This window comes from Psychrobacter sp. SWN149 (assembly GCF_015864565.1).
Lineage (GTDB): Bacteria > Pseudomonadota > Gammaproteobacteria > Pseudomonadales > Moraxellaceae > Psychrobacter.
Genome location: NZ_JADYWX010000001.1, coordinates 152,688 through 176,994, shown reverse-complemented (window position 1 = coordinate 176,994; position 24,307 = coordinate 152,688). Strand labels below are relative to the sequence as shown.

The 24,307-nt window shown below is 44.0% G+C and carries 17 protein-coding genes; 6 read left to right on the top strand and 11 right to left on the bottom strand.

The genetic code is table 11. The features are described 5' to 3' along the window. The first annotated feature begins 10 nt into the window (after positions 1–10). Positions 11–1,156 carry a 4-phosphoerythronate dehydrogenase gene (locus I6E86_RS00700; RefSeq protein ID WP_413786977.1) on the top strand — a complete coding sequence of 382 codons (1,146 nt, stop codon included), beginning with the start codon at positions 11–13 and terminating at the stop codon, positions 1,154–1,156. A gap of 82 nt (positions 1,157–1,238) precedes the next feature. Further along, positions 1,239–2,282: an EF-P lysine aminoacylase EpmA gene (gene epmA, locus I6E86_RS00695; RefSeq protein ID WP_197174646.1), complete on the top strand. Its 1,044-nt coding sequence runs from the start codon at positions 1,239–1,241 to the stop codon at positions 2,280–2,282. A gap of 224 nt (positions 2,283–2,506) precedes the next feature. On the opposite strand, the gene I6E86_RS00690 is transcribed toward epmA, so the two are convergent. From I6E86_RS00690 to I6E86_RS00665, 6 genes are all read right to left on the bottom strand, one after another. Beyond that, positions 2,507–3,148, bottom strand: a complete 642-nt coding sequence (locus I6E86_RS00690) for an NAD(P)H-binding protein (RefSeq protein ID WP_197174645.1) — start codon at positions 3,146–3,148, stop codon at positions 2,507–2,509. 285 nt (positions 3,149–3,433) lie between these two features. Then, a complete protein-coding gene (locus I6E86_RS00685) occupies positions 3,434–3,883 on the bottom strand; it encodes a YaiI/YqxD family protein (protein WP_194363609.1) in 450 nt (149 codons plus the stop codon). Further along, positions 3,883–5,223, bottom strand: a complete 1,341-nt coding sequence (locus I6E86_RS00680; RefSeq protein ID WP_197174644.1) for a 5-(carboxyamino)imidazole ribonucleotide synthase — start codon at positions 5,221–5,223, stop codon at positions 3,883–3,885. Before I6E86_RS00680 ends, I6E86_RS00685 begins: the two co-directional genes overlap by 1 nt. 235 nt (positions 5,224–5,458) lie before the next feature. Then, the gene (purE, locus tag I6E86_RS00675) at positions 5,459–6,010 is read right to left on the bottom strand and encodes a 5-(carboxyamino)imidazole ribonucleotide mutase (RefSeq protein WP_197174643.1); all 552 of its coding nucleotides are present in this window, start codon (positions 6,008–6,010) and stop codon (positions 5,459–5,461) included. Between the two features lie 99 nt (positions 6,011–6,109). Next, positions 6,110–7,087, bottom strand: a complete 978-nt coding sequence (locus I6E86_RS00670) for a metallophosphoesterase (protein ID WP_197174642.1) — start codon at positions 7,085–7,087, stop codon at positions 6,110–6,112. Between the two features lie 92 nt (positions 7,088–7,179). Beyond that, positions 7,180–7,788 (bottom strand): rhomboid family intramembrane serine protease, encoded by a 609-nt coding sequence (locus tag I6E86_RS00665; protein ID WP_197174641.1) that lies wholly within the window; start codon positions 7,786–7,788, stop codon positions 7,180–7,182. A gap of 478 nt (positions 7,789–8,266) precedes the next feature. Between I6E86_RS00665 and I6E86_RS00660 the strand changes: the two genes are divergently transcribed. Both I6E86_RS00660 and I6E86_RS00655 read left to right on the top strand, forming a co-directional pair. After that, on the top strand, positions 8,267–9,943 hold the full coding sequence (locus I6E86_RS00660) for a hypothetical protein (protein WP_197174640.1): 1,677 nt from the start codon (positions 8,267–8,269) through the stop codon (positions 9,941–9,943). Positions 9,944–10,148: 205 nt separating this feature from the next. Next, positions 10,149–11,729, top strand: a complete 1,581-nt coding sequence (locus I6E86_RS00655; RefSeq protein ID WP_227680459.1) for an OmpA family protein — start codon at positions 10,149–10,151, stop codon at positions 11,727–11,729. Between the two features lie 253 nt (positions 11,730–11,982). Here the strand turns inward: I6E86_RS00655 and nagZ are convergent, their stop codons facing one another. Then, entirely contained in the window at positions 11,983–13,068 is a 1,086-nt protein-coding gene (gene nagZ / locus I6E86_RS00650) for a beta-N-acetylhexosaminidase (protein WP_197174639.1), read from the bottom strand. A gap of 648 nt (positions 13,069–13,716) precedes the next feature. Between nagZ and I6E86_RS00645 the strand changes: the two genes are divergently transcribed. Further along, a complete protein-coding gene (locus tag I6E86_RS00645; protein ID WP_197174638.1) occupies positions 13,717–15,942 on the top strand; it encodes a carboxy terminal-processing peptidase in 2,226 nt (741 codons plus the stop codon). Between the two features lie 623 nt (positions 15,943–16,565). Here I6E86_RS00645 and I6E86_RS00640 read toward each other — a convergent pair. Beyond that, entirely contained in the window at positions 16,566–17,051 is a 486-nt protein-coding gene (locus I6E86_RS00640; protein WP_194363616.1) for an FKBP-type peptidyl-prolyl cis-trans isomerase, read from the bottom strand. Positions 17,052–17,375: 324 nt separating this feature from the next. Between I6E86_RS00640 and I6E86_RS00635 the strand changes: the two genes are divergently transcribed. Continuing rightward, on the top strand, positions 17,376–19,406 hold the full coding sequence (locus I6E86_RS00635) for a M61 family metallopeptidase (RefSeq protein ID WP_197174637.1): 2,031 nt from the start codon (positions 17,376–17,378) through the stop codon (positions 19,404–19,406). Positions 19,407–19,512: 106 nt separating this feature from the next. On the opposite strand, the gene I6E86_RS00630 is transcribed toward I6E86_RS00635, so the two are convergent. From I6E86_RS00630 to I6E86_RS00620, 3 genes are all read right to left on the bottom strand, one after another. Then, on the bottom strand, positions 19,513–20,352 hold the full coding sequence (locus I6E86_RS00630) for a DUF305 domain-containing protein (protein WP_197174636.1): 840 nt from the start codon (positions 20,350–20,352) through the stop codon (positions 19,513–19,515). Between the two features lie 213 nt (positions 20,353–20,565). After that, positions 20,566–21,192: a pseudouridine synthase gene (locus I6E86_RS00625; RefSeq protein ID WP_197174635.1), complete on the bottom strand. Its 627-nt coding sequence runs from the start codon at positions 21,190–21,192 to the stop codon at positions 20,566–20,568. Between the two features lie 422 nt (positions 21,193–21,614). Beyond that, on the bottom strand, positions 21,615–23,834 hold the full coding sequence (locus I6E86_RS00620) for an NADP-dependent isocitrate dehydrogenase (protein ID WP_197174634.1): 2,220 nt from the start codon (positions 23,832–23,834) through the stop codon (positions 21,615–21,617). Positions 23,835–24,307: the final 473 nt, after the last annotated feature.

Here is a 24,307-nt window from a genome sequence, read left to right as displayed (position 1 = left end):
TTGAAATGCTATGAAAGATCAAATTGATATGACCAACGCCATCACCATCGTGGCAGATAGTAATATTGCCAGTTTGGAGGCATTTTTTAATGCCTCAACACTTGGTCAAATGAATGAGCAAACCGTCAATATTATCACGGTGGCGGGTCGAGATATTGATGCAGCATTACTTGCAGAACTGCAACCTAATATTTTGCTCATACGTTCTGTGACCCCAGTAAACGAAGCATTGTTGGCTGATAATCGAAGCGTACAGTTTGTCGGTTCTGCGACCATTGGTACCGATCATGTTGATCAAGATTATCTAGCAAGCCGTCAGATTAATTTTGCTAATGCTGCGGGCTGTAGCAAGCACTCTGTGGCGCAGTACGTACTGACGGCTATCTTGACGTTACGCCCATACTATTTACAGCAGCCGTTGCCGCCACTCATATTGGGCATCATTGGACTTGGTAATATTGGTAGGACACTGGCTCAGTATGCTGACGATCTAGGCTGGCAGGTATTGGGCTATGATCCATTATTGCCAAGCTCTAATATTAATAATGCCAGTCTCGAACAAGTGCTGACCCAAAGCGATGTGATTAGCCTGCATGTGCCTCTGACAAATGCAAAAGATGATACTAACCCCAAAGGTAGTGATTATCCAACCCGACATCTGATTGATGCAAGTACATTGGCAATGATGCCATCTAATACCATGCTGATCAATAGTGCGCGTGGCCCTGTGATTCATGCAAAAGATCTAGCAGCAGATATAGAGCGTACTGGGCGTCAAGTGGTGCTAGATGTGTTCGAGCACGAGCCACAAGTTCCAGAGAGCCTATTGTCCAAGCTTGCTATTGCCACGCCGCACATCGCTGGCTATACGCTAGAAGGTAAATTGCGTGGCACGCAAATCATTTATGATGCGTTGTGTGAGCAGTTAGATGTGGCACCCACACAGTCTATGCATGCGCTATTACCGCTTAACTTATTTCTATGGTCTGAATTAAAAGCGCATCCAGATAGACTGATAAAGTTTTATGACATCATGCAAGATGATGCATCACTGCGAGATAAACTATCTGGTGAAACACCTGAGCGGCAAGTCAGTGGCGCTGATTTTGATGGGCTAAGACGTACCTATCATCTGCGCCGTGAGTGGCAGTCTTAAGGTTTTGAGTACACAGTTCAATCATTTGCTTTTAGTCATCGATGTTTAGTTATTTGCAGCGCATCAGTTGCAGCGAGTTATTATGAGTCAATCAAGCAGTATCCTAAATTCACACGCTAAACCAACGTATGCGCCAACCATGACACTGGCAATGGCGCAGCGCCGTGCGCAGTTCATGAGTGAGATACGGCATTTTTTTGAGCGTCGGCAAGTGTTAGAGGTGCAGACGCCGCTGTTATCAAAAGCGGGTAATACCGATACTTTTTTACAGTCAGTGGCAGCGCAGGTTACTTATCAAGATCGACCACATACTTATTATTTGCATACGTCACCTGAGTTTGCGATGAAACGTTTATTGGCCAGCTGGCAAGTCCCTATTTATCAGATTTGTCCTGTGTTTCGAGATAATGAGATAGGCGTCCGTCACAATATCGAATTTACGATGCTCGAGTGGTATCAGCCCCATTACAGTTTAGACAATATGGCCGCTGAGCTGAATGAATTACTAGAGACGCTATATGGTCATCCGGTAGTGATGAGTCACTATCGCTATGTCGATGCTTTTATGGATTTTGTTGGAATACATCCATTGACAGCAAGTCTGACAGCTTTACAAGCGGTGGCCGAGGATAGAGGGCTAGTAGGATTTGATTTTAATAGTACTGACATTAATGCTGGCACGGGTACGGACACTGAGGAAAATCGACGCCAAAACTGGTTAGATTTATTATTCAGTCATGCAGTAGAGCCAAATTTGGGTCATGATTTGCCAACTTTAATTATAGATTATCCACCCGCGACAGCCGCATTGGCAAAGACGGCAATAGATAAAGAAGGCAATACAATCGCCAAGCGCTTTGAGCTATATATTAACGGTATTGAGATTGCCAACGCTTATGATGAGCTGACAGATGGTCAGGCGCTGCGGATACGTTTTGAACAAGACAATCAATTACGCGCACGTCATAATCTACCCCAAATGCCTATCGACGAGCATCTGTTGGCAGCATCTGATGATTTACTGCCTGCTAGTGGCATCGCTGTCGGTATTGATAGATTGCTGATGGTCATAACAAGCGCAAGCAGTGTAGAAGAGGTGATTCCTTTCCCTAGTGGCCAAGCGTAATACGTTAGAAGTTTCCTGCTGCATCTATGCTTCTTTTATCCAGAAATCATTTATCTAAGACTTATTTATAAATGACTCACTTAGCGACACAATGAATGAGAAAAGGTCGTTACCGATTCGCCAGTTAAGTGTCGGCGAATTGGTAACGACCTTTTCTATGAGCTGCTTTTAAAATTCAATATAAGCAACTAAATGCGCAGCTCGATTTTTAATATTGAATTCACTTATACAGTAGCAATTGCCTCACCGATAGCGATATCACCATTATGCAAGTTGAAGACTTTTCCTATGGTGTTATCTGCTGTTAAAACGGCGGCCAATGCAGTTGCCACATCTTCAATGGCGTTTTCACCAGAACTGGTGTCGTTGATAGTGATTTTGCCCGTACCTGCGCGTTCTTTTAAAGCGCCTGGCTGTACGATGGTGTAATCAAGTGTACTGTTGTTTACCAACCAATGATCTGCGTAATGCTTAGCGATATAGTATTCTTTCAGATCTGAGATACCAGGGTTATTTTCCCATTTTTCAGTTTCTAGTGAGAAGACAGAGCTGAGCATAATATAGCGCTTGATATCTTTTTCTTGGGCCGCCTGCATGGTTTTGACAGCACCATGTAAATCAACTTCTAGCACGTTTTTGCCACCAGAACCGGCAACGAAATAAACGGCCTCTATGTCTTGGTCAAGCTGTTCTACGATAGACTCTTTACTAGCAGTGATGTCCAAATCCAACTGACTGTAATGCTTATCCTTAAACAGCTTTTCTTTTTGACGGGTCGTACCAACCACTCGATGCTCATCAGCCAATAACTGCTTAACCAAATCTGTTCCCACGCGACCACTGGCACCGACTACTAAAATTTTCATAATCATTCCTATTCTTATATAAGTTTATCATTTATAGAAAACTACTATTTGAATTATCAGCTAAGTTAATTATTAACCTAAAACAATAGAGTAAAAGTATTTATCTCAAAATCTGGATATAGAGTAACAAAAAAATCGGCAGGCTTCGTTATGAAGCGTGCCGATTTAATAGTATTTGGTTATCAGTGTATACGGTTTGCAAGGAGAAAAATAAGCTAAGTACGCTGACAATGGACGTTAACAAGGTAATAGACCAGATGCAGGATGTCCGGTAAATGTTAGCAGTTAGCGTACCAATTTGTTTAATCCATCAGCAAAAGCTTTTTTATCACGGTCACCATAAGGTTTTTGTCCGCTCATTTCTTGTAGCTCTAGTACACCAGTGCCACGCATCGTATCCATAAAATCACGCATATTGAGCTTTTGCTTGATGTTGTTTTTATCATAAACCACACCGCGTGTCGTCAGCACCATACCCCCTTTGTCCAAAATATCGTTGGCCAAAGGGATGTCGCTAGTAATTGCCAGATCGCCTGCTTGTATCTGCTCAACGATATAGTCATCAGCCTTATCAAATCCTGATGGTACCACTGTCATGACCAGTAACGGTGACTTTCGTAGCTTGATTGACTGATTGGCCACGAATATCGCTACCGTCTTTGTCCGCTCAGCCGTTTTGATAATCAAGTCTTTGGCAATCAATGGTACTGAATCTGCATCCACCCAAATCTGCATTATTTCTTTGCCTTCTCAGGTTTCGATGAAGAAGCTGTCAGGCTGTCTTTATTGTCTAGATCATCAGCTATGGCACTGTTCTTAGCATCGTTTTCTGTCTCGGTAGCTAGTGTGCTAGGCTGTATATTGATGCTAGGATACTCTTTGTCCAAACCCACTTTATTTGGCAATATCGCCACTAGCTTAGTCATTGCTTCTTCTAAATCCATGACGTCATTGGGCATCAAGGTGATATGGCCGATTTTTCGATTGTCACGCTCCGCTTTATGATAACTATGATAGTGAGCACCATCGATGTTTAAAACAGCGCTGATATCTGGATATTGGCCCAAGACATTCACCATGATTGCAGGATGCACGTTATCTGTATCACCCAATGGCAAGTTGACGACAGCGCGGATATGGTTTTCAAACTGGCTGGTGACCGCGCCCTCAATACTCCAATGTCCAGAGTTGTGAACCCGTGGCGCAATTTCATTGGCCAGTAACATATCATGACCACGCGCGTCTTTGGTCACGAATAGCTCAAGTGCCATGACACCCACATAGTCAAGATGATTCATAACTTTAGTGATCGCATCCGTGGCATTTTTAAACAGATGGCTAGTACCGACAGCGGGTGCTTGGGTCTTGGCCAAAACGCCATGGTGATGATGGTTTTCAACCAGATCATAGCAACGTACCTGACCGTTTTGCCCGCGTGCGGCGATGATAGATACCTCACGACTAAAGTTCACGAACCCTTCTGCAATCAATGGTGCAGGTGTTGGGGTAAGAGAGCCCTTTCCGGTGACCGCATCTTTAAGGTCTTGCCAAGCGGCTTTGATATCGCTGTCTTGTTTGATGACGAACTGTCCTTTACCATCATAACCACCGCGACTGGTTTTGAGTACGATAGGCAGTCCTAGCTCATCACAAGCTTGCTTTAATTCAGCCTCTGAGCTGACTTCCACGAAAGGTACGGTGGCGATATCAAGGTCATTAAACATTTGCTTTTCTTTGAGACGGTCTTGTGCTATATCAAGCGCAATCAATGGTGGAAACATGCCTTGCTTGCTACCAGATTTTGACAGTTCAGTCAGCTGTTCGACCGTCGTCGTCGGTGTGTTTTCGAACTCCAAGGTAAATACGTCAGCGGCTTCGATAAAAGCCGCTAACTGATCACTGTGAAAGACACGGCCATATAGGCTAGCAGGGCTGTCAGCACTGTCTTCTAAAAACACACATTGATAACCCAGTGGCATGGCGGCTTCGGCAAGCATCATACCTAGCTGACCACCGCCTAAAATACCGATGGTACGAATGGTTTGGGTAACAGGATAAGCGTTTGCTGTAGTCATGGCAGGCTCTTTAAATAAAAAGTGAATAGAATGTGTGGTGTATGAAACGTAAAAACTCAATTATATAAAATAGGAAAAGGTGCACTTTATGCACCTTATACTTCGTGAGATTTTTCTTAAGACAATGATAACGCTAAGTCCTTGCCCCTAACCCGTGATATCAAAAAACTTGCTATCACTTAGAATCAATCCATATTTATCAGATCTTCATTGCTAGAGATTGAGGCAGCGACAATTAGGTGTTAATAATCCCTGGCGTAGGGCTAGCAAGAATGGTCTCAGTTTGATCGTGACGCATCTGATCCAGCTTAGTCGCAATTGTCTCATCATGCAAAGCCAATACTTGAATCGCAAGCAGCGCTGCGTTATAAGCACCTGCTGAGCCAATTGCCAATGTACCAACGGCAACACCTTTAGGCATTTGTACGATAGACAGTAGACTGTCCCAACCACTGAGCATAGAGGATTTTACAGGGACACCAAAGACAGGTAGCGGCGTTTGACTGGCACACATACCAGGCAGATGGGCGGCGCCGCCTGCACCCGCGATGATAACTTGCAGGCCATTGGCTTTAGCATTTTTGGCATAATCAAATAGCCGATCAGGCGTACGATGTGCAGAGACCACCTCACAATCAAAGGCAATATCAAAATCTGCTAACAGCTGCGCGGCAGCGCTCATGGTTGCCCAGTCAGACTGCGAACCCATGATAATGCCAACCTTTGGCTGACCGTTCGGTGATGTAATTGGCGCGTTCTGATCAGTAGCAGTATTTGTGGTGCTCATGATTGGATATCCTCAAAAAGACCATCATACAAAAGTTTTGCTGCATTCGTAAAGCCAAGTTTGATGTTTAGTGCATCTATGCTGCCGATAGAGCAGATATTACTCAGCGATGGTCTGGATATCATCATGACAATGCTGTACAAACTGAGTAGCGGTCAGCGGTAGTGGCTGCTCAGTATCGAGCTGATAGCAGGTCAGATAGCCGTGATCCACTGCTGCTGAGTAATCCGTACAGGCAACTTGTGCGCTAAGTGGTTCAGGCACACCCGTCAGCCAGTAGTGACCCACAAATACAGGCTTGTCCGCTTTGAGCGTAAAGTCAATATTATCAGCCAGTGCATCAGACGGTATTTGCGCCAGTGCTGAGGTTGGTGCACGTGCTACCTCACGCAATGTGCGATTATTGAGCTCATCGAGCCACCAACGCACACGGACATGCTTACGCGTAGTGCCTTCTTTATCTACCATGACGATGCCATCAGGGAGCGGTGTTTCGACCCCTTTTAGCACCCGCTCTAACGCGTCAAACGCTACGGTATCTTCTTTGCCCGTTGCGATCAATCCTACTGGCGTTAAGCAATTATCATGAGTTAGCAATGGCTTTAATAAATCCATACTGTCGGTATCCCAACAAGCATGAACAAAGCAGGCATAGTCTGTTTCAATCCATAATGGCAGCTCATATAAGCGCTGCAACCAGTACTGATGCATTGCTGAACCAAATGGAATCTCTGCCAAAAACGCCTCATGCTGGCGTGTATGCACCTCATTATGTGAGCGCAAATACTGTGTGGCCGTATCAATATCAGGATTAGGATCTGGAGTAGCGTAAGCCAATGCATTGTATTCATGGTTGCCCATCACCGCATCCGCGACATCGGCATCGAGCATAGCAAAGACAATCTCGAGCGTGGCCAATTGCTGCGTACCACGGTCAATCAAGTCACCGATAAACAAAGCGCGATGTCCAGCTGGCGGGACAAAGTATTGACCGTTATGTTCATAGCCTAACTGCTTTAACAGGCCTACCAGCTTATCTGCATAGCCATGGATATCACCGATAATGTCTATAATCATAACAAATTATTCAATCTCAAATATAAAGGTAATGTGGATAAAACCTACAGCTCATAAAGGGCTATTATAACTTTATTCAAACGTCAGGAAGTCTAAAACCCAGGGGAGAGGAGCGCATTGATAAAGTGCGGCAATACTTTTGGCTCTAAGACAATCGTTGCGATAATACCGAATCCGCCGCCCCACAGATGTGCCATATGATTGACGTTTGAGCCACCTCGTCTATCAGCATAGATACTATAAAACACATAGGCGACGGCAAATAATATCGCAGGGATAGGCAAAACCGCAAATAAATAGATTTTTTCCCATGGTGCTAACAAAATAAAAGCAAACAGTACTGCTGATACACCGCCCGATGCGCCAAGGCTTAAGTAACTGGCATTGTTTTTATTTTTTAGATAACTTGGAATCATGGCAACAATAATCGCCAACACATAAAAAACCACAAAACCATAGCCAAATAGGAATGACTGATATAGTCCTTCGATAGCGCGACCGAAGAAGTACAATGTGAACATATTAAAAAGCAGGTGCATACTATCTGCATGAATAAAGCCATGCGTCACAAAACGATCCCACTGACCATTGTTTACCGCTGGTGGGTAAAAAATCAATCGATTGAATAGTGTCTTGTTCTGCCAAGCCAATAAGCTGACAATAACTGTGATGATAATAATAAGGGTCGTATGGTTTAACAAAGGAAAATCCTTAGGCCATGCCTGGTATGTGACAGTGTTACAAATGACAATGTTCAAAGCCTAAGCGTTAGGGCGGAATGAAAACTAACATATGACCGATAATCGATAGATTGCTACTATGGCTATATAACTTGCACTAAAAGGCTCGTGGCCATTAACTGATGGCTACTAATAAGTAGTGGCTGTATCACTAAGCAGTACAGATCACACTGAATACAGCGTATAAGCTTTTAATTAAAGTAATATTAACAGCAGTTAAGATGGTACAAATGGTTATTATGTGACAACACGATGCATTTTTATGCTTTTTTAGGGAATAATGTAGCAGTGTATCATGTACAGTAAGTGAAACTTATTTAGCGATGTTTATGCTGACATAAATGACGATACTATCGCAAGATAGAGCAACCATATAGCTGTTAGCAAAAATAAATGATTAACTTTTATGGATTTAAAAAGCCAAAAGAGGCCGTGATCTATGAGTATTATTGACCAATTAGAAAAAATCGTTACGCCAGCAGTATTGGGTGCGCGCAGCGATCTAGACAGTGTGGCATATATCAGTTTACTTGAGCAGTTTTATGCCATCTTAGCGGCACGTTTGGCAGTATCGCAGGTTTACTCGCAATTACTGCGTACCGATCAAGTAGTGGTCAATGACAATATCGCTGAAATCCCTCTATTTGAGCAGCTGTGGCAAGATTATAACCAGCAACAAACCATTATAAAAGAGCTTTCGGCCACCCATCATATCGATGAGTCTATGACCACACAGCTATTGATAAATGCCGCACCCTTGGCTTATCGAGAGCTAAAATCCTTAGCCAATGGTCAGTTTTTACCAGCGTTTCTACAAAAAGAGCAGGCAGCACTGCGTCCCTATTTGCCCATATGGTCTGCACCTATCATCACTGCGACACAGAATACTGAACAGGGTGTTGAGCATCCATCAATGCAAAGTATGGGTGAAGATAGTGACCAAGAGCCAGTCACTGCGGTCTCATTAGATAAAGCGGATCATTTGATGGCTAGCCCTATCTCTAGTGCCAATCTAGATACGAGTGCAGCGGCTACGTATGTAGAACAAACAGGTAATAGCCAAAATAGTATAAGCAGCAATACCCAAAGTACCGAGCTGGCAAAGCCTAACGCCTCAGATGCGGACATGTTAGATGCTATCCATGCCAGCCCTGCCGCGCATCACTTGGCAGAAAATGGCAGCCTAAAACGCGAGCAGGTTCGCACTCGAAATCAAAGAAACGACTTGCTGATACGTGTGTTCTTATTGGTTATTGCCGTTGCTGCACTAGCGCTGGCAGCATGGGCGTTGTTAATCAAACCCAACAGCGAGATACCTGTTGAGCCCGTGGCTGTTGTACCTGCTGTACCACCGCCCATACCGGAACCGCCCGTGCAGACAACGCCTATTGAGCTTATCATAGGTGTTGATAATACTGGCAACCTATACACCTGTAGCGGGACAGTTGGTGACGCAGCATTACAAAGCACGATACAACAGGCGGTCAATACAAGCTTTGGGGAGCAGGCAAGTATTTGCGAGTTGGCGATACAGGAGGGTAAATCCACCAGTATCACCAATATGCCGACAGATATCATCCCTAACGTCCTAACCATGCTTAGATCGACACCATTTGCTCGTCTTCAACTGCAAAATGATCGACTCATACTAGACGCGCCAGATAGCATAATGTTGCAGCAATTGGTGGAAAATGTACGTAGTCTAGTACCGGCCATGGCAATCGATAGCAATGCACCCTTGCCACTTCCTAATAGTGTTGGCAATGGCGATATGACAAATGGTGTGGCAGGCATGAATGGGCCAAATAATCAGTTTGAGAATGGCGCTAACGCTAATAATCAATATAACAATGACGGTCTAAATAGTACAAATGGAGATTACCAAGCCGCAGATGATGACACTGGTGATCGTGTGATACCTGCTCCTTTACCCAATAACAATAACGGCTTTAGCAACACTCCCAATAATATGCCAGCGAACGTGTCGAGTAACATTCCTAACAACCTACCTTCAAATAATAGAACGACCAGACCGCCGGGTCCATTCTCACAATCAGAAGTGGATGAGATGGCAAGTACGATCATTATGGCTGAACCTGCACAAGTGAGGCAGTGAGCGCTGTGATTAATGATGGAAATATTACTTAATGTAGCATTTGTACAACAACGCATCGACTGTGATGGTTCTATTAATGCTCTTATAATATCTATCATTAAGTAAGGTTATAGACTAGAACAGCATGAAATGAGCATTATTAGTCTATTCTTATTACTATTTTAAAATGAGAACATACCCAAATAAAAATTAAAGGGAGAATTATATGATGGATATCATCAGTCATTTGACACGCACGGTCAGTCCAGCAGTGTTAGAGGAGGGCAGTAGCCCAGCGAAAAAGAATCTACTTGAGCAGTTTTATGCTATTTTTGCGACTCGACTCGCAGATGGTAGCACTTATGATCGTTTTGCTCATGAGACTATCGCCCGTGATGACAATGCTTTTTATGATCGGGTTTGGGAAGAAGGCGGGCAGCGTGACCAGATCTCTCGTGAGCTGGCAAGTCAGCACGATGTAGATGTGACGGACTCACGTGGCCTGATTGCCATGGCAGCGCCGCTTGCCTTTCACGAAATCAAAAGTTTGGCCGGTGCCACCCCTGTGCCGCAGTTTTTGCATGACAATCTGGGTAGTTATCAGCATCATGTGCCTGCATGGGCAGCGGCAGTTTTGCCTGCCAGCGCACTGGCTGCTACGCCGGCAGGCGTACCGATTTCTGATACTGTGAGCACGGCCCCTTTACAACGTACAGAAGAGCCGCAAGGTAGCTTTATGAAGGCACTGCTACCGATTATTGGCTTGATTATATTGGGTGCATTAGTTTGGGCGTTACTCAGAGGCTGTCAAGAAAATCCTGAACCTGTAGCCACACCAGCGGCGGCTGTAGCGCAGCAAGTGGCGCAAGGTAATGAGTCAGGTGCAGCGATAGCGGATATTCAGCCGGCATCGTTGCGTATCGCTACAGGTGAAAATAGACAGTTGTATGCCTGTAACCTAAGCGTCGGTGATGAGACCTTACAGACCAATGTGATGAATGTTTTGACCAGTGTGTTTGGTGATGAGGCCAATAAATGCCGTGCGGATGTTGATGACAGCTTTGCAACAGACATGCCTGCAGCGGCTCAACTGGCAACGATATTGCCTATTATCAAAAACACGCCAAATGCGAGTATGATTATTAAAGGCGATACCATCACGGTCAATGCCCCTGATCAGGCCGCACTTGATAAGTTGATAGCTGACTTACAAGCGGCTGCACCTGCGATGACGGTACAAGCAGAAGGCCCGCTAGATTTGCAAGGTGAGATCGATGATAGCTTGGCTGCTGCAGATGTTGCCATGAATAATCTGGGTGAAAATCCAGATCCACGTGATGTGGCTCGTGCGCTGAGTATCCAAGTTATCAACTTTAAAGTGGATGAGGCAGTGATTCCAGATGTAAACAAAGCATTTTTAGATCGTGCGACAAAAATTATCACCGAAGTTCCTGATATGAAGCTTATGATTATCGGCCACACAGACAGTCAAGCGTCTGATGCTTATAACCTGAAGCTATCACAAGAGCGTGCTGATTCAGTAAAAGCTTATTTGGTCTCTAAAGGTATTGATGCAAGTAAATTGGTGACCAAAGGCATGGGTGAGTCAGAACCTGTAGCAGATAACTCAACAGAACAGGGCCGCTTTCGTAACCGCCGTATTGAGTTTGTGGTCAATGAAGAGGTTGTCGGTGCAAACGATGGTATGACCATCAACAGTGATTCACTTGACCCTGATGTAAACCCATTAGATAGCAATAATGATGACTTGCTACCAGATGGTGATGACACAACGTTAGCCAATTAATCCATAGTACGCTTTGAGAACCTATTTATGACACATTGACTCTAATAGCATTTAATAATAAAAACCGCACCTTGTTAAGGTGCGGTTTTTTATTAAGTGGACTGGATGAGGGTATGTCATCAGTTAATATAGTCAAAGAAATCTAAAACAGCTACAAGGCAGCCGACCGCAGATTGTACATATAGTACCTTTAGGGAGGGTAACACCGTAGCGGTTTAGTAGTTCGCTGACTATACATCAACATATTTACCCATTACTTGTAAGCAGTGGGATCTCTTGGCTCATGATGCTCTGCCGTAATCGTAGTCTCAGATGGATCATCAAAAAAAGTCTGCGTGATGTTCTGCTTCGCTTGTTGCCAGTAGTCAAACTGCTGACACGTAGACTCAAGGTCACCCTGCCACTTTGGTATCTTGCCACACATGGTTTTGATGCGTTTTTGATTGGGGTACGGTAATTCTTGAGCAGCGGCGGCCGCTTCATGAGCAGCAATGCGATCGTTACATACCAGCGCAATATCGCAGCCTGCTCCGATGGCTGCTTTGACCCGCGCACTGACATCACCAGCCGCTTTTGCACCTGCCATGGACAGATCATCAGAGAATAAGACACCGTTAAATTGCAGCTGCTCGCGAATGATGTCTTTTAGCCAAATTTTAGAGAATCCTGCTGGCTTATCATCCACTTGTGAAAAAATAACATGTGCTGGCATCAGTGCGTCAAGCCACGGCAGCGTCTGTGCAAAGGGCTGCATATCGCTATTGATAATTTCATCCAAACCGCGCGTATCGATGGCTTCTGACACATGAGAATCAGGCGCGATAGCACCATGACCGGGGAAGTGCTTGCCCGTAGTTGCCATGCCAGCCGCTTTCATACCTCGCATAAACTGTGTGGCCAATGCGGTAATGGCTGGCAGCTCATGATGAAAACTACGGTCACCAATTACTTGGCTGATGCCATCTCTGTCTAGCACTGGCGCAAAGCTCAAATCGATACCAACAGCCAATACCTCAGCGGCCATCAGATAGCCACAATCATAAGCACAATTGAGTGCTCGGCTTGGGTCTGTATTGAACAATTCGCCCAATCGACCCATCGCAGGCAACGCTGTGAATCCTTGGCGCAGTCTTGCGACGCGTCCGCCTTCTTGATCGACACCAATGAGTATGTCGGGGTTGTGATAGCGTATATCATCACACAGAGCTCGCACTTGAGCGGCATCGGTCACATTACGACCAAACAGTATTACCCCGCCGACCTGTGCTTGTTTAATCAAACTGATATCTTCAGCCGTCAGCGCAGTACTATCAATATCTATCATTAAGACGCCGTACATCGCGTAATCCTTATTATGTTATACAGTGTTATATGGCGAATGGAGGGTGTTGAAAAACTGTTCGCCATTATCAAAAAATTGCCTTTATAGAGATATGCTGGTTATGACAGCTATTATGACAGCTATTATGAGCCGAGCATAATAAGGCAGATTATGACGTTAAAATAAACATAGTTCGTTCGGCATGAGATTGGTACGTTAACACCTATATGCAGTTGGTATAAATGCCTAGTGCCTGATATTTGTCAGCGTGATGGAGGCTCACGCACATTCGTGCCAATGGCCGTGTGAGTACTACTATCTCTATTTTAAAATGGATGAACGATATCAAATTTACGTCCAGAACACCTATGTCTCTTATGTAATAAAAATAATAGAAAGTTTGGTATGTGCAGGCGTAGCGTGTAATATTGCTTATACAGTTTGAGACAGTTCGACGTTTACGCGCATGCTAGTATTGATTGATTTTTGACTATATATCAGCATCTAATAATAGTAATTGAACGCTCAGAGATCATGAAATAAAGCACTATGACCGCCAAGCATTGATAAAGAGTAGACAGCATTTTTGGACAATCGTGAACATCGCCATCTTTAATCTAAATAAAACCAATAATACAATCCATTTTAATTAACTAGGTATATATGATGAAAAAACAACCAGCACAGTGGTTACTCAGCGCAGCATCCGTGGGCATCGCTGGTATTATCCTGACCCAGAGTTATGGTACAGCGGTAGCAGAAACCAATACTGGGGAATTTATACAGACACCAGAACAAAAAGTCACCACGCGCCAAGTTGCCGCTTTGTTGGATCGTAGTCATTATCTCAATCAGTCACTAGACAGTAAAACTGGCAGTGAAATACTCTCTATGTATATCGACAGTCTGGACCCAAACCATACGTTGTTTTTGCAGTCAGATGTGGATGAGCTTAAGAAAAAATACGCCGATGATTTTGGCGCCCGTCTCAAACAAGGTGATTTGTCTGCAGGGGTAGAGGTATTTAACCGTTATCGTAAACGCTCAAATGAGTACTTTGCGATGGCAACCAAGATGCTCAAAACAGATATTAAGTTGACGGGCGATGAGACCATCATCCTTGATCGCGAAAAGCTCAATCATTTTAAGACCAAAAAAGAGCAACGTGACTACTGGGCGCGTCAGTTGAAGTTCCAACTGATCAGTATCACACTGGGTCAAGAAGACGAAAAAGCCAAAGAAAAAGTTTTTTTAAGCAATCCAGATATCACGCGTGGGCAGGATTTAGTCCGCAATGATGAGCGTACGCCAAGTGAGATTTTGCAAAATCGTTTGTCACGCCAGCAAGAGCAGTTTAAGCGTCTCAAAGATGACGAAGTCATGGAGACCGTTCTAAACACGGCCATGCTGACTTACGATCCGCATAGTAACTACTATGCACCGATTCAAGCGACAGAACTGCAGATTCAATCTAGCCTACAACTAGAAGGCATCGGTGTCTCTATTCGTCCTGATCGTAAAAACCCAGACTATACTCGTATTGTAACCTTAGTAGATGGCGGCCCAGCAGCCAAGTCTGGTCAAATCAAACCGAATGATTTGATTGTGGGTATCGCCAAAGACGGCGAGACTATGACCGATGTGGTGGGTTGGTCTACGCGTGAGATTGTCAGCTTGATTCGTGGCAAACGCGGTACTTCAGTGACGCTCAAATTGCGTCAGCCAAATACCCCAGACGCCAGTGCCCGTACGGTCACCGTGGTGCGTGACATTATTCAACAAGAAGAGTCAGGGGTGACCCAGCGCGTCGTAGAAGTACAACGCCCCAATATCGATAAAACACCGAAGCGTATCGGTGTATTAGAGATACCCAGCTTTTATTTGAACTACCGTGCCCGCCGCAATGGTGAAGACTACCGTAGTGTCAGTATCGATACTGAAAAAGCCCTAAAAGAATTGAACAAAAAGAACATTGATGGCTTGGTGGTTGATCTGCGCAATAACCCAGGTGGCTCGTTAGATGAGGTTGCCAAAATGCTGGGCTTCTTTATTAAGAGTGGCCCATTGGTACAAATTCGTGACAATCGAGGCAATATTCAAGTCTATCGCGACAATGATGGCGGTGAGCAGCTCTATAACGGTAAGGTGACTGTCATCACAAACTTGGCCTCAGCCTCAGCCAGCGAAATATTTGCCGCGGCTATCCAAGATTATGGTAGAGGGCTGGTCGTTGGTAGCACCACAACAGGCAAGGGCTCTGCCCAAATCCAGCTCGATAGTTTGGCCTTGGGTTCTGCCACGTTGACTCAGCGCAAGTTTTATCGTATCACTGGTGGTAGCACGCAAAATAAAGGCGTTGTCCCAGATGTCGAGCTGGTCAATATCTACGATGACGCCACCTTCGGTGAGCGCGCTCAGAAAAACGCGTTACCTTGGGACACTATTAAAACCTCGCCTTATAAGCCTGAAGGCAAGTTTACCAGTGATACCTTGGCGACACTCAATCAGCAATCTAAAATCCGTCAAGAAAAGAGCCCACAGTTTACGTACTTATCAACGCTCAATGACATACGTAATATGGACGATGAGAAAAAACCAGTTCCCTTAGATATCAATAGTCGCCGTGCTAAGATGCAGCTGATTGAAAAGCGCTCATTGGAAGCTGAGAACAAACGCCTGATAGCGACTGGAGAGCGCCCATACTCTAATTGGAACACTTATCAAGCTGCGATGGATGCTAAGTTTGAAGAGCGCAGTCGTATGAAAGAGTCTGAGCGTCCAGAGTTACCAGAAGACGAAGCATTTATTACTGAAGCCGCTTATATCATGCTGAGCGCTGACCCTCTAAGACCAGTCAGTCCTGAAGAAAAGCTGGCACAAAGCGGATCATAAGAGTACTTTTCAATAGGGTGCTTTGCAATCCATGTAAGCATATGCTTACATGGATTGACGTTAACACCTCTTACCTACAACGCGTCAATCTGCGATTATAACTGTACGGCACGATTGAACGAAACGGTTCATTGATACTAGGGATTGGTATCGTACGGGTCGCACTAGGGATAAGTGGTTTGCTGATTAAGGATAATAAGGCTGGATGCCTGTCAGTTATGAGATACCCCGGGATTAGGTATCACGTAACGCTAACATGGATGGTTAGTAATAAAAGCCGCATGACGCTTGTCGTTATGCGGCTTTGTTACGTCTGGGTGTTAGGACAGGCCATAGTAATCTGTTAAAAATGAACTGACCGCATGGCTCTCATTAAATGAATGACAAATCGCTAATGACCGACCTCTAATGATAGTTGGTCAAATATTTAATGATTAATTGATGATAAGCTACTCGTTTGCTATACCCATATTCAAGCCATTCATAATCATCCATAAAGAAAAGCAATCCGCTATTAAAGCGCATAAAAAAGGCTCAGTAGATATCTCTACTGAGCCTTTGATCAAATAAAGGAATCAATCGTCATCCATTACTCAATCATTTCACTATACTCTAAAAAGAGATTAGTGCTCAACGCCACCTGCACCATGTACATGGCCGTGGTTTAATTCGTCTTCAGTTGCTGCACGTACTTCTTGGATTTCAACGTCAAAAGTCAAGCGCTTACCAGCCAATGGATGGTTTGCATCAACAGTGACTTCTTGATCGTTTACATCAGTAACGGTTACCAACATTACTTGGCCACCAGCCTCTGACTGAAACTGCATACCAGGCTGGATATCTTCAACGCCTTGGAAGTTATCACGTGGTACATGCTGTACTGCTTGCTCTTGGTATTCGCCGTAGCCATCAGCAGGCTCAACAACGGCATTAACTCTTTCGCCAGCAGATTTGCCTTCTAGTTGTGATTCTAGACCTGGGATGATGTTGCTGTGACCATGTAGGTACGCTAGTGGCTGACCTTCTGGTGACTGGTCAAGTACATTGCCTTCGTCGTCTTTTAGCGTGTAATTGAATTTGACGGCAGTGTCTTTTGCGATAGTAGTCATAAAATATCCTAAATATATCGATGTAAAAAATTAAATGTGGTTGCAATAAACCTAAAAAAGCCAATCAGCAAGCCAAATAGCCATATCATTAGTCAATTATCATCAGTTTATTAAAGTAACTGTAGCAGTTAGCATCTTTAATTGAGATGGCTCACATAACTTTCAAGGCAAAAAACATAAAAAAATCTAATTAATGCGACAATTTACAATAATAGCTGCTATTTTCTATAGTCAGTTGATAGCTACTGGCTATTTAGGGTTCATAAGTTGTGTTTCTAAGAAACCACTTTTACCATAACGATAAAAATAAGGATGAGAAAGACGATGACTTCATTTGATAAGACGACCGATCATCAGTCAACGAGCGATGTCTCAATCAGCCACGATGACGCACGCATTAATACGATGAGCCATATCTACTACCAATTCGATTTTGCCCGCTTTGTTGAGCATTTGATTGATGTGTCACTGAGTTTTATGGCGACCACTGACGCGCCGCAGCTTTGGTTGCCAGCGTGGATACCGGGCAGTTATTTGATGCGCGAGTTTGCCCGAAATATCACGGCGGTTCACTATCGAATCACAGATGAAAACAAACAGTCTGACATTTATCGCGCGCAAAAATTGGATAAGCATACGTGGCAGCTGCCTGCGGTCAGTGCAGGGCAAACGGTGGTCGTTGAATACGAAGTCTACTGTTATGATCTGTCGGTGCGTACAGCCTACGTAGATCAGCAGCGTCTATATGGCAACTTTACCTCACTGGCATTTGCCATCGACGGGCAAGAGCACTCACCAGTAGGGGTTGGCTTGATTGTGCCAGACGCATTTATGGCAGACAAAGAGGACAGTAATGTACTGCTAGCCTGCGGCTTAGAATCTACTCACATGCATTTTGATAGTGAGCTGGCGAACGAGCAGCAAACGGGTAGCCAGCACAGTTATGAGTTACAAGCAGACAATTATCATGAGCTGATCGATTATCCTTTTGAAATCGCAGAGCAGCAAAAATTTGATTTTATTATTAAGAGTAATGAGCATCAAAAACTGCAACACCACTTTTATCTGTCAGGTAAGCATAGCGCTAATATGGGCAGGCTACAGCAAGATGTGACTAAAATTTGTCAGACTTACCTGAACTGGTTGGGTGATGCCCCATTTGACGATTATACTTTTATGACGTTTGCCAGCGGTCAGGATTATGGTGGCCTTGAGCATATCAATTCGACCAGTCTGATTACGCCGCGCCGCGACTTACCAAATGCTGATGAACCAAAAATACCGAGTACAGACTATCAGCGATTTTTGGGTCTGTGTAGTCATGAATACTTTCACTCATGGTGGGTCAAAACGGTCCGCCCAGATGTCATGATCGATGTTGATTTGCGCCGTGAGGCATTTACACCATTGCTGTGGGTGTTTGAAGGCTTTACCTCTTATATCGATGATTTTATGCTGCAAGCATCGGGCGTGATTGATAAGCCAAGCTATCTAAAACTGTTGGCTGAACAAATCAATCGCTACTATCAAACACCGGGGCGTGCGTATCAAAGCGTTGCAGAGTCCAGCTTTGATGCTTGGATTAAGCTGTACCGGACTGATGAAAATACCGGTAATGCAGGTATCAGCTATTATAATAAAGGCGCGCTCGTAGCACTTTGTCTGGATTTGATTTTGCTAAAAAATACTAATGGTCGCTATCGTTTGTTTGATGTGGTCAAAGCCTTTTATGATAAGGCCAAGCAAAATGACAGCAAGCGCATAGGTATAAATAGCACTGATATGGGCGCCGTGATTGGGCAGTTTATGCCAGTGGCAGAGTGGGAGGATTTTGAACACCGTTATGTCAATGGCATTGAAGAGCTGCCTATTGAATCACTACTGATCGCAAACGGTGTCAAAATCCAGTCAAGTACAAAAGAGACAGCCAATAAGCATACACCATGGGGGATGCGCTGTAATGATACCCCTGCTGGACTCAAAATCAACCGGGTGATGCGTAATAGTGTGGCTGCCAGAGCGGGTATTTCAGCGCATGATGTCATTATTGCGATTGATGGTATAAAAGCCGATACCAAACAGTTAGCGGCACTGAGTCATACAAAACGAGCGGTTGATTGTCACTTGTTTCGCCGTGATGAGCTAATGCGTGTGCAGGTACAGCCGAGCACAATCACCGAGGAAAAACGCCAAGACCATATGGGGCGAGAGCACAGTCATGATGACTCATCTCCTTATAAAGTCAGTCTACGTTTGGCAAAAGCCGATAAAGGAGTAGAGAATAAAGAAGATGGTCTACAAGGACAGGCAGGGTGGGAGACGTGGCTCAATGTGATGACGCGTCCACTATCATAAAGGCCATCGTCTAAGATAAAAAATATCATTAAAAAAACCCCTTAACAGGCCATAAAGCTTGTTAAGGGGTTTTGTTTTTAGAGGTTCCAATCATGGCAATCAGGTTTTACTTTGCAGTAGCGTCAATCTTTACATCGTCATTTTTAGCATTGTCATTTTTAACATCACTATCTGGAACTGCTGTGTGTTTAGTATTATCCATCTTCTGATGCGCGGCGATCCAATTTTTCATCAAATCAATCTCAGTCTGCTGAGTATCGATGACATTTTGTGCCAATACGCGCATTTCTTCATCAGTTCCATATATGAGCTGAGTTGTTGCCATATTTACAGCAGCAATATGATGCGGCAACATACCGCGTGCAAACGCCATATCAGCAATAGGATCAGCAACACCCAATGTCATCTCACCATGCATGTCACTCATGCCTTTGGCATAGGCCTGCTGCATCGCCTCAGTATTGGGTTTGGGTTTGGCAGCGTCAGGGTGGCTGGCTAGCCATTTATTCAAAACATCAATTTCAGCTTGCTGCGCTGTGATAATGTCTTGGGCAAGTTGGCGCATGGCGTCATCAGTGCCATATTTTAGCTCGATTTTTGCCATATCCACTGCACCGCGATGATGCCCTAGCATGCCTTTAGCAAAAGCTGTGTCAGGGTCATTATAATTCATGCCAACCATCATCTCATCGTGCATCTGGCTCATCGATTTGGTGTAGTCTCTGAGCATGTCAGACGTTTTAGATTCATCAGCGACATTGCCACTGTCTGTGAGCGTATCAGTATCTGTACTATTATGCTCGCTATGGGACATATCAGTGACAGGCGTCGTGGCCTCTTCTACAGGTGCTGATTGATTGCTCTCTGTCATTGGCTGACACGCACTCAATATAAGCGCCGCAGAGATGCTAGTGGCTAATAATACCAAACGATGAGAAGCAATCATGACATATCCCTATTATAAAGAACCAAACGATAAATGGATCAAACCCATGGTAATAACTGATGACTGTACATAACCAATGACGTGCTGAATCTTAGCAGATAAACCTTACTCATTCGAGACACGATGTTTAATGACTCGTAGTTTAATCAGTCTTAGTCTATTTATTTTATAACAAATACCTATACGGTTCATCCAACAATGATGAGTTATAACTCACTGAGAGATACCCAACTGCTGATAGTGCTCGCTATTGAGTTCAATGTTTACAGACTCACCAACGGCTAAATCACCCAGCTCAAACCCTGCCACTGACCAGCGTATCAGACGAAGACAAGGCAGACCAACATGAGCGGTCATACGCCTGACTTGACGGTTTTTACCTTCATAAATCGTCAGCATAAGCCACGACGTTGGTATGTTTTTGCGCTCACGAATAGGCGGGTCACGCTGCCATAAGTCCACAGGCAAATCAGCTTCCTCTACCACGACGGCAGTTGCAGGCAATGTCTTACCATCTTTTAGGGCAACACCAGTCGCAAGCTCGTGAAGCTGCGCCGCCGTTACTACGCCTTCCACTTGTGCTAAGTAGGTCTTTGCTTGTTTACGCTTGTTTTTTGCAAAACCAGCAGCAGAGGGCGGCTGAGTAATGGCTTTGTTGACTCGTCCATCATTGGTCAACATCAATAAGCCCTCTGATGTGGCATCGAGTCTACCTGCCACTCGCAATGACTTATCTGTAAAATACTCAGATAGCGTAGTGTGATCATTATTACTGTCGTCTCGGAACTGGCTTTGCACGCCATAAGGCTTGTTAAATAAGACGAGACTAGAGGTCGGCATAAGCGGAAATTTCCTAAATATAAGTGAGTCAGTTTTTCTGGTTATCTGATAGCTATCAGGATTGAAGTATGGCTCATTTTTTTATAATTTTTTTGATGAAGCCTACAAGCTATTATAAAGTGTTTTTTGATGATTCGCAGGTTCTCTCATGCTGTCTAATAAGCTGATGCTAACAGATTACTAGAAATGGGCTAGGCAGAAGTAGCTAATTTTATGATCACATTAAAGACAATAAGCCGATCATGACTTTATGCAAAACCAATATCTTAGTATGAAAACTATAAATATGCATACCATAAAAAAACACCTCAACGTCCTAAGACTATTGAGGTGTTTTCTTTGCTCTAAATTAATTTGATCGCCTTGATGTAAAAACAAGAAGACAATCAAATATAATCACATCAGCAAGCTATCTAAACAAACTACAACGATGCCAATGCTTCGTTAAATAGCACGCTTGGACGCATGACTTGCTCAGCGATTTTTTCATCAGCTAAGTAATAGCCTTTGATATCGACTGACTTGCCTTGAGCCTCATTGAACTGTTTCATGATAGCGGCTTCGTTGTCTTGCAGAGTTTGTGCAAGCGCTTTGAATTTGGCTTTTAGATCTGCATCTTCGTCTTGCGCCGCTAGCGCTTCAGCCCAGTACATAGCTAGGTAGAAGTGACTGCCACGGTTGTCAATTTCACCGGTTTTACGTGATGGTGATTTGTTATTCAACAGCAGTGTTTCAGTAGCTTTGTCTAACGTATCAGCCAGTACTTTGGCTTTGGCATTTTTGTCGTTCTCGGCCAAATGCTCCAACGAGACGGTCAGGGCCAAGAATTCACCGAGTGAATCCCAACGCAAGTGATTCTCTTCGATGAGCTGCTCAACGTGCTTTGGTGCAGAACCGCCCGCACCAGTTTCAAACAAACCGCCGCCCTTCATTAGTGGTACAACCGATAACATCTTGGCACTGGTACCTAGCTCTAGGATAGGGAACAAATCAGTGAGGTAATCACGCAAGATGTTACCAGTCGCAGAGATAGTATCAAGGCCACGAGCGACACGCTCTAGGGTATAACGCATGGCGCGAACCTGAGACATAATTTCGATACGTAAGCCTTCAGTATCATGATCTTTTAGATACAGTTTAACTTTTTTGATCAGCTCGTTCTCATGTGGACGGTATGGGTCTAACCAGAAGATCACAGGCGTATCTGATTCACGAGCACGGCGTACAGCCAGTTTCACCCAATCTTGGATAGGCTCGTCTTTGACCTGACACATGCGCCAGATATCACCTTTTTCAACACGTTTTTCGAGTAATACTTCATCAGTATCAACATCGACAATACGGGCAATACCAGCATTACTAGATTCAAACGTTTTATCGTGTGAACCATACTCTTCAGCTTTTTGAGCCATTAGGCCAACGTTAGGAACGGTACCCATTGTCTTTGGATCAAAGTTACCATGCCATTTACAGAAATTGATCATTTCTTGGTAAATACGAGCAAAGGTAGACTCTGGCATGACCGCTTTACAATCATATAGTTTGCCATCAGCGCCCCACATTTTACCGCCATTACGAATCATAGCAGGCATCGACGCATCGACGATAATGTCGCTTGGCGAATGGAAGTTGGTAATACCTTTTGATGAGTCAACCATGGCCAGACGTGGACGATGCTCTTGACACGCATGCAAGTCGCGCTCAATCTCTTCACGCTGAGAGGCTGGCAAAGTGGCAATTTTGTCATACAAGTCAGCCATACCGTTATTGACATTGATGCCCAATTCTTCAAACGTAGCGCCATGTTTTTCAAAGGCTTCTTTGTAATAGATACGAACGGCGTGACCAAAGACGATAGGATGCGACACTTTCATCATGGTGGCTTTTACATGTAGTGAGAACAAGATACCAGCTTCGCGGCAATCTTCCATTTCAGTCTCATAAAACTCTAGCAATGCTTGTTTGCTCATCACCATTAGATCGATGACTTCTTTATCTAGCAAGGCAATTTTAGGTTTTAATACTTTTTGGGTACCATCATCCAGTAACAACTCCATACGTACGGTACGGGCTTTGTCTAACGTGATAGATTGCTCGCCATCATAGAAGTCGCCGCCATGCATGTGTGACACGTGCGTGCTTGACCACTGTTTCCATTCACCCATTGAATGCGGGTGTTTACGGGCAAAGTTTTTTACCGCTTTTGGTGCACGGCGATCTGAGTTGCCTTCACGTAGCACTGGGTTGACTGAACTGCCTAAGCTTTTGCCATAACGCTTACGCAGCTCTTTTTCTTCATCAGTCTGTGGATCTTCTGGAAAATCAGGTAGCGCAAAGCCTTTGCTTTGTAGTTCTTTGATAGCGGCTTTTAGCTGCTGTACAGAGGCACTGATGTTTGGCAATTTGATGATGTTGGTGTTTGGGTCTTGCGTCAGACGACCAAGCTCAGCCAAGTTGTCCGGAACACGTTGCTCTTCGGTCAAGTATTCAGGGAATTCTGCCAAGATACGCGCAGCAACAGAGATGTCGCTGGTTTCAACTTCGACGCCTGCAGTTTTGGTGAAGGCTTCTACAATCGGTAAAAACGACAGAGTCGCCAGCGCTGGGGCTTCGTCAGTTTTTGTATAAATAATTTTTGACATATTAGTATAATCTTCCTTTAGGCTGTAGTGAATAATAAAGCTCAGAGATAGTGTCGAATATGGGTCAATGATACTATGCAGTAATGAATGATACGCTTATATCAAGTACATCACATGTATCTTTTGAGAGATATTGAGACTGATAATACATTTTGTTTTTCTAATATTTATTACAATGACATTGTAAAATGGTAAGCCAATGCTCTATATCAGAGTGACTTAAAACGGGTCATTGAAGGCATATTATAATCAATCCATGATAAATCCGATAGGATGTCAATCGTATACCATGAACTAAGTATACTGTTTTAGCTTATATCCTATGGTTTCTAATTATATTAAGCTAATAACAACCTTATTCTAACAGTCATCGGCTTGGATATCATCTTTTCCATACAACTACTGTCGTTTCATTGGTTTTTATAATGAGATGGAAAATAGGATATAAGCATCATCATAAAACACAGCCACCT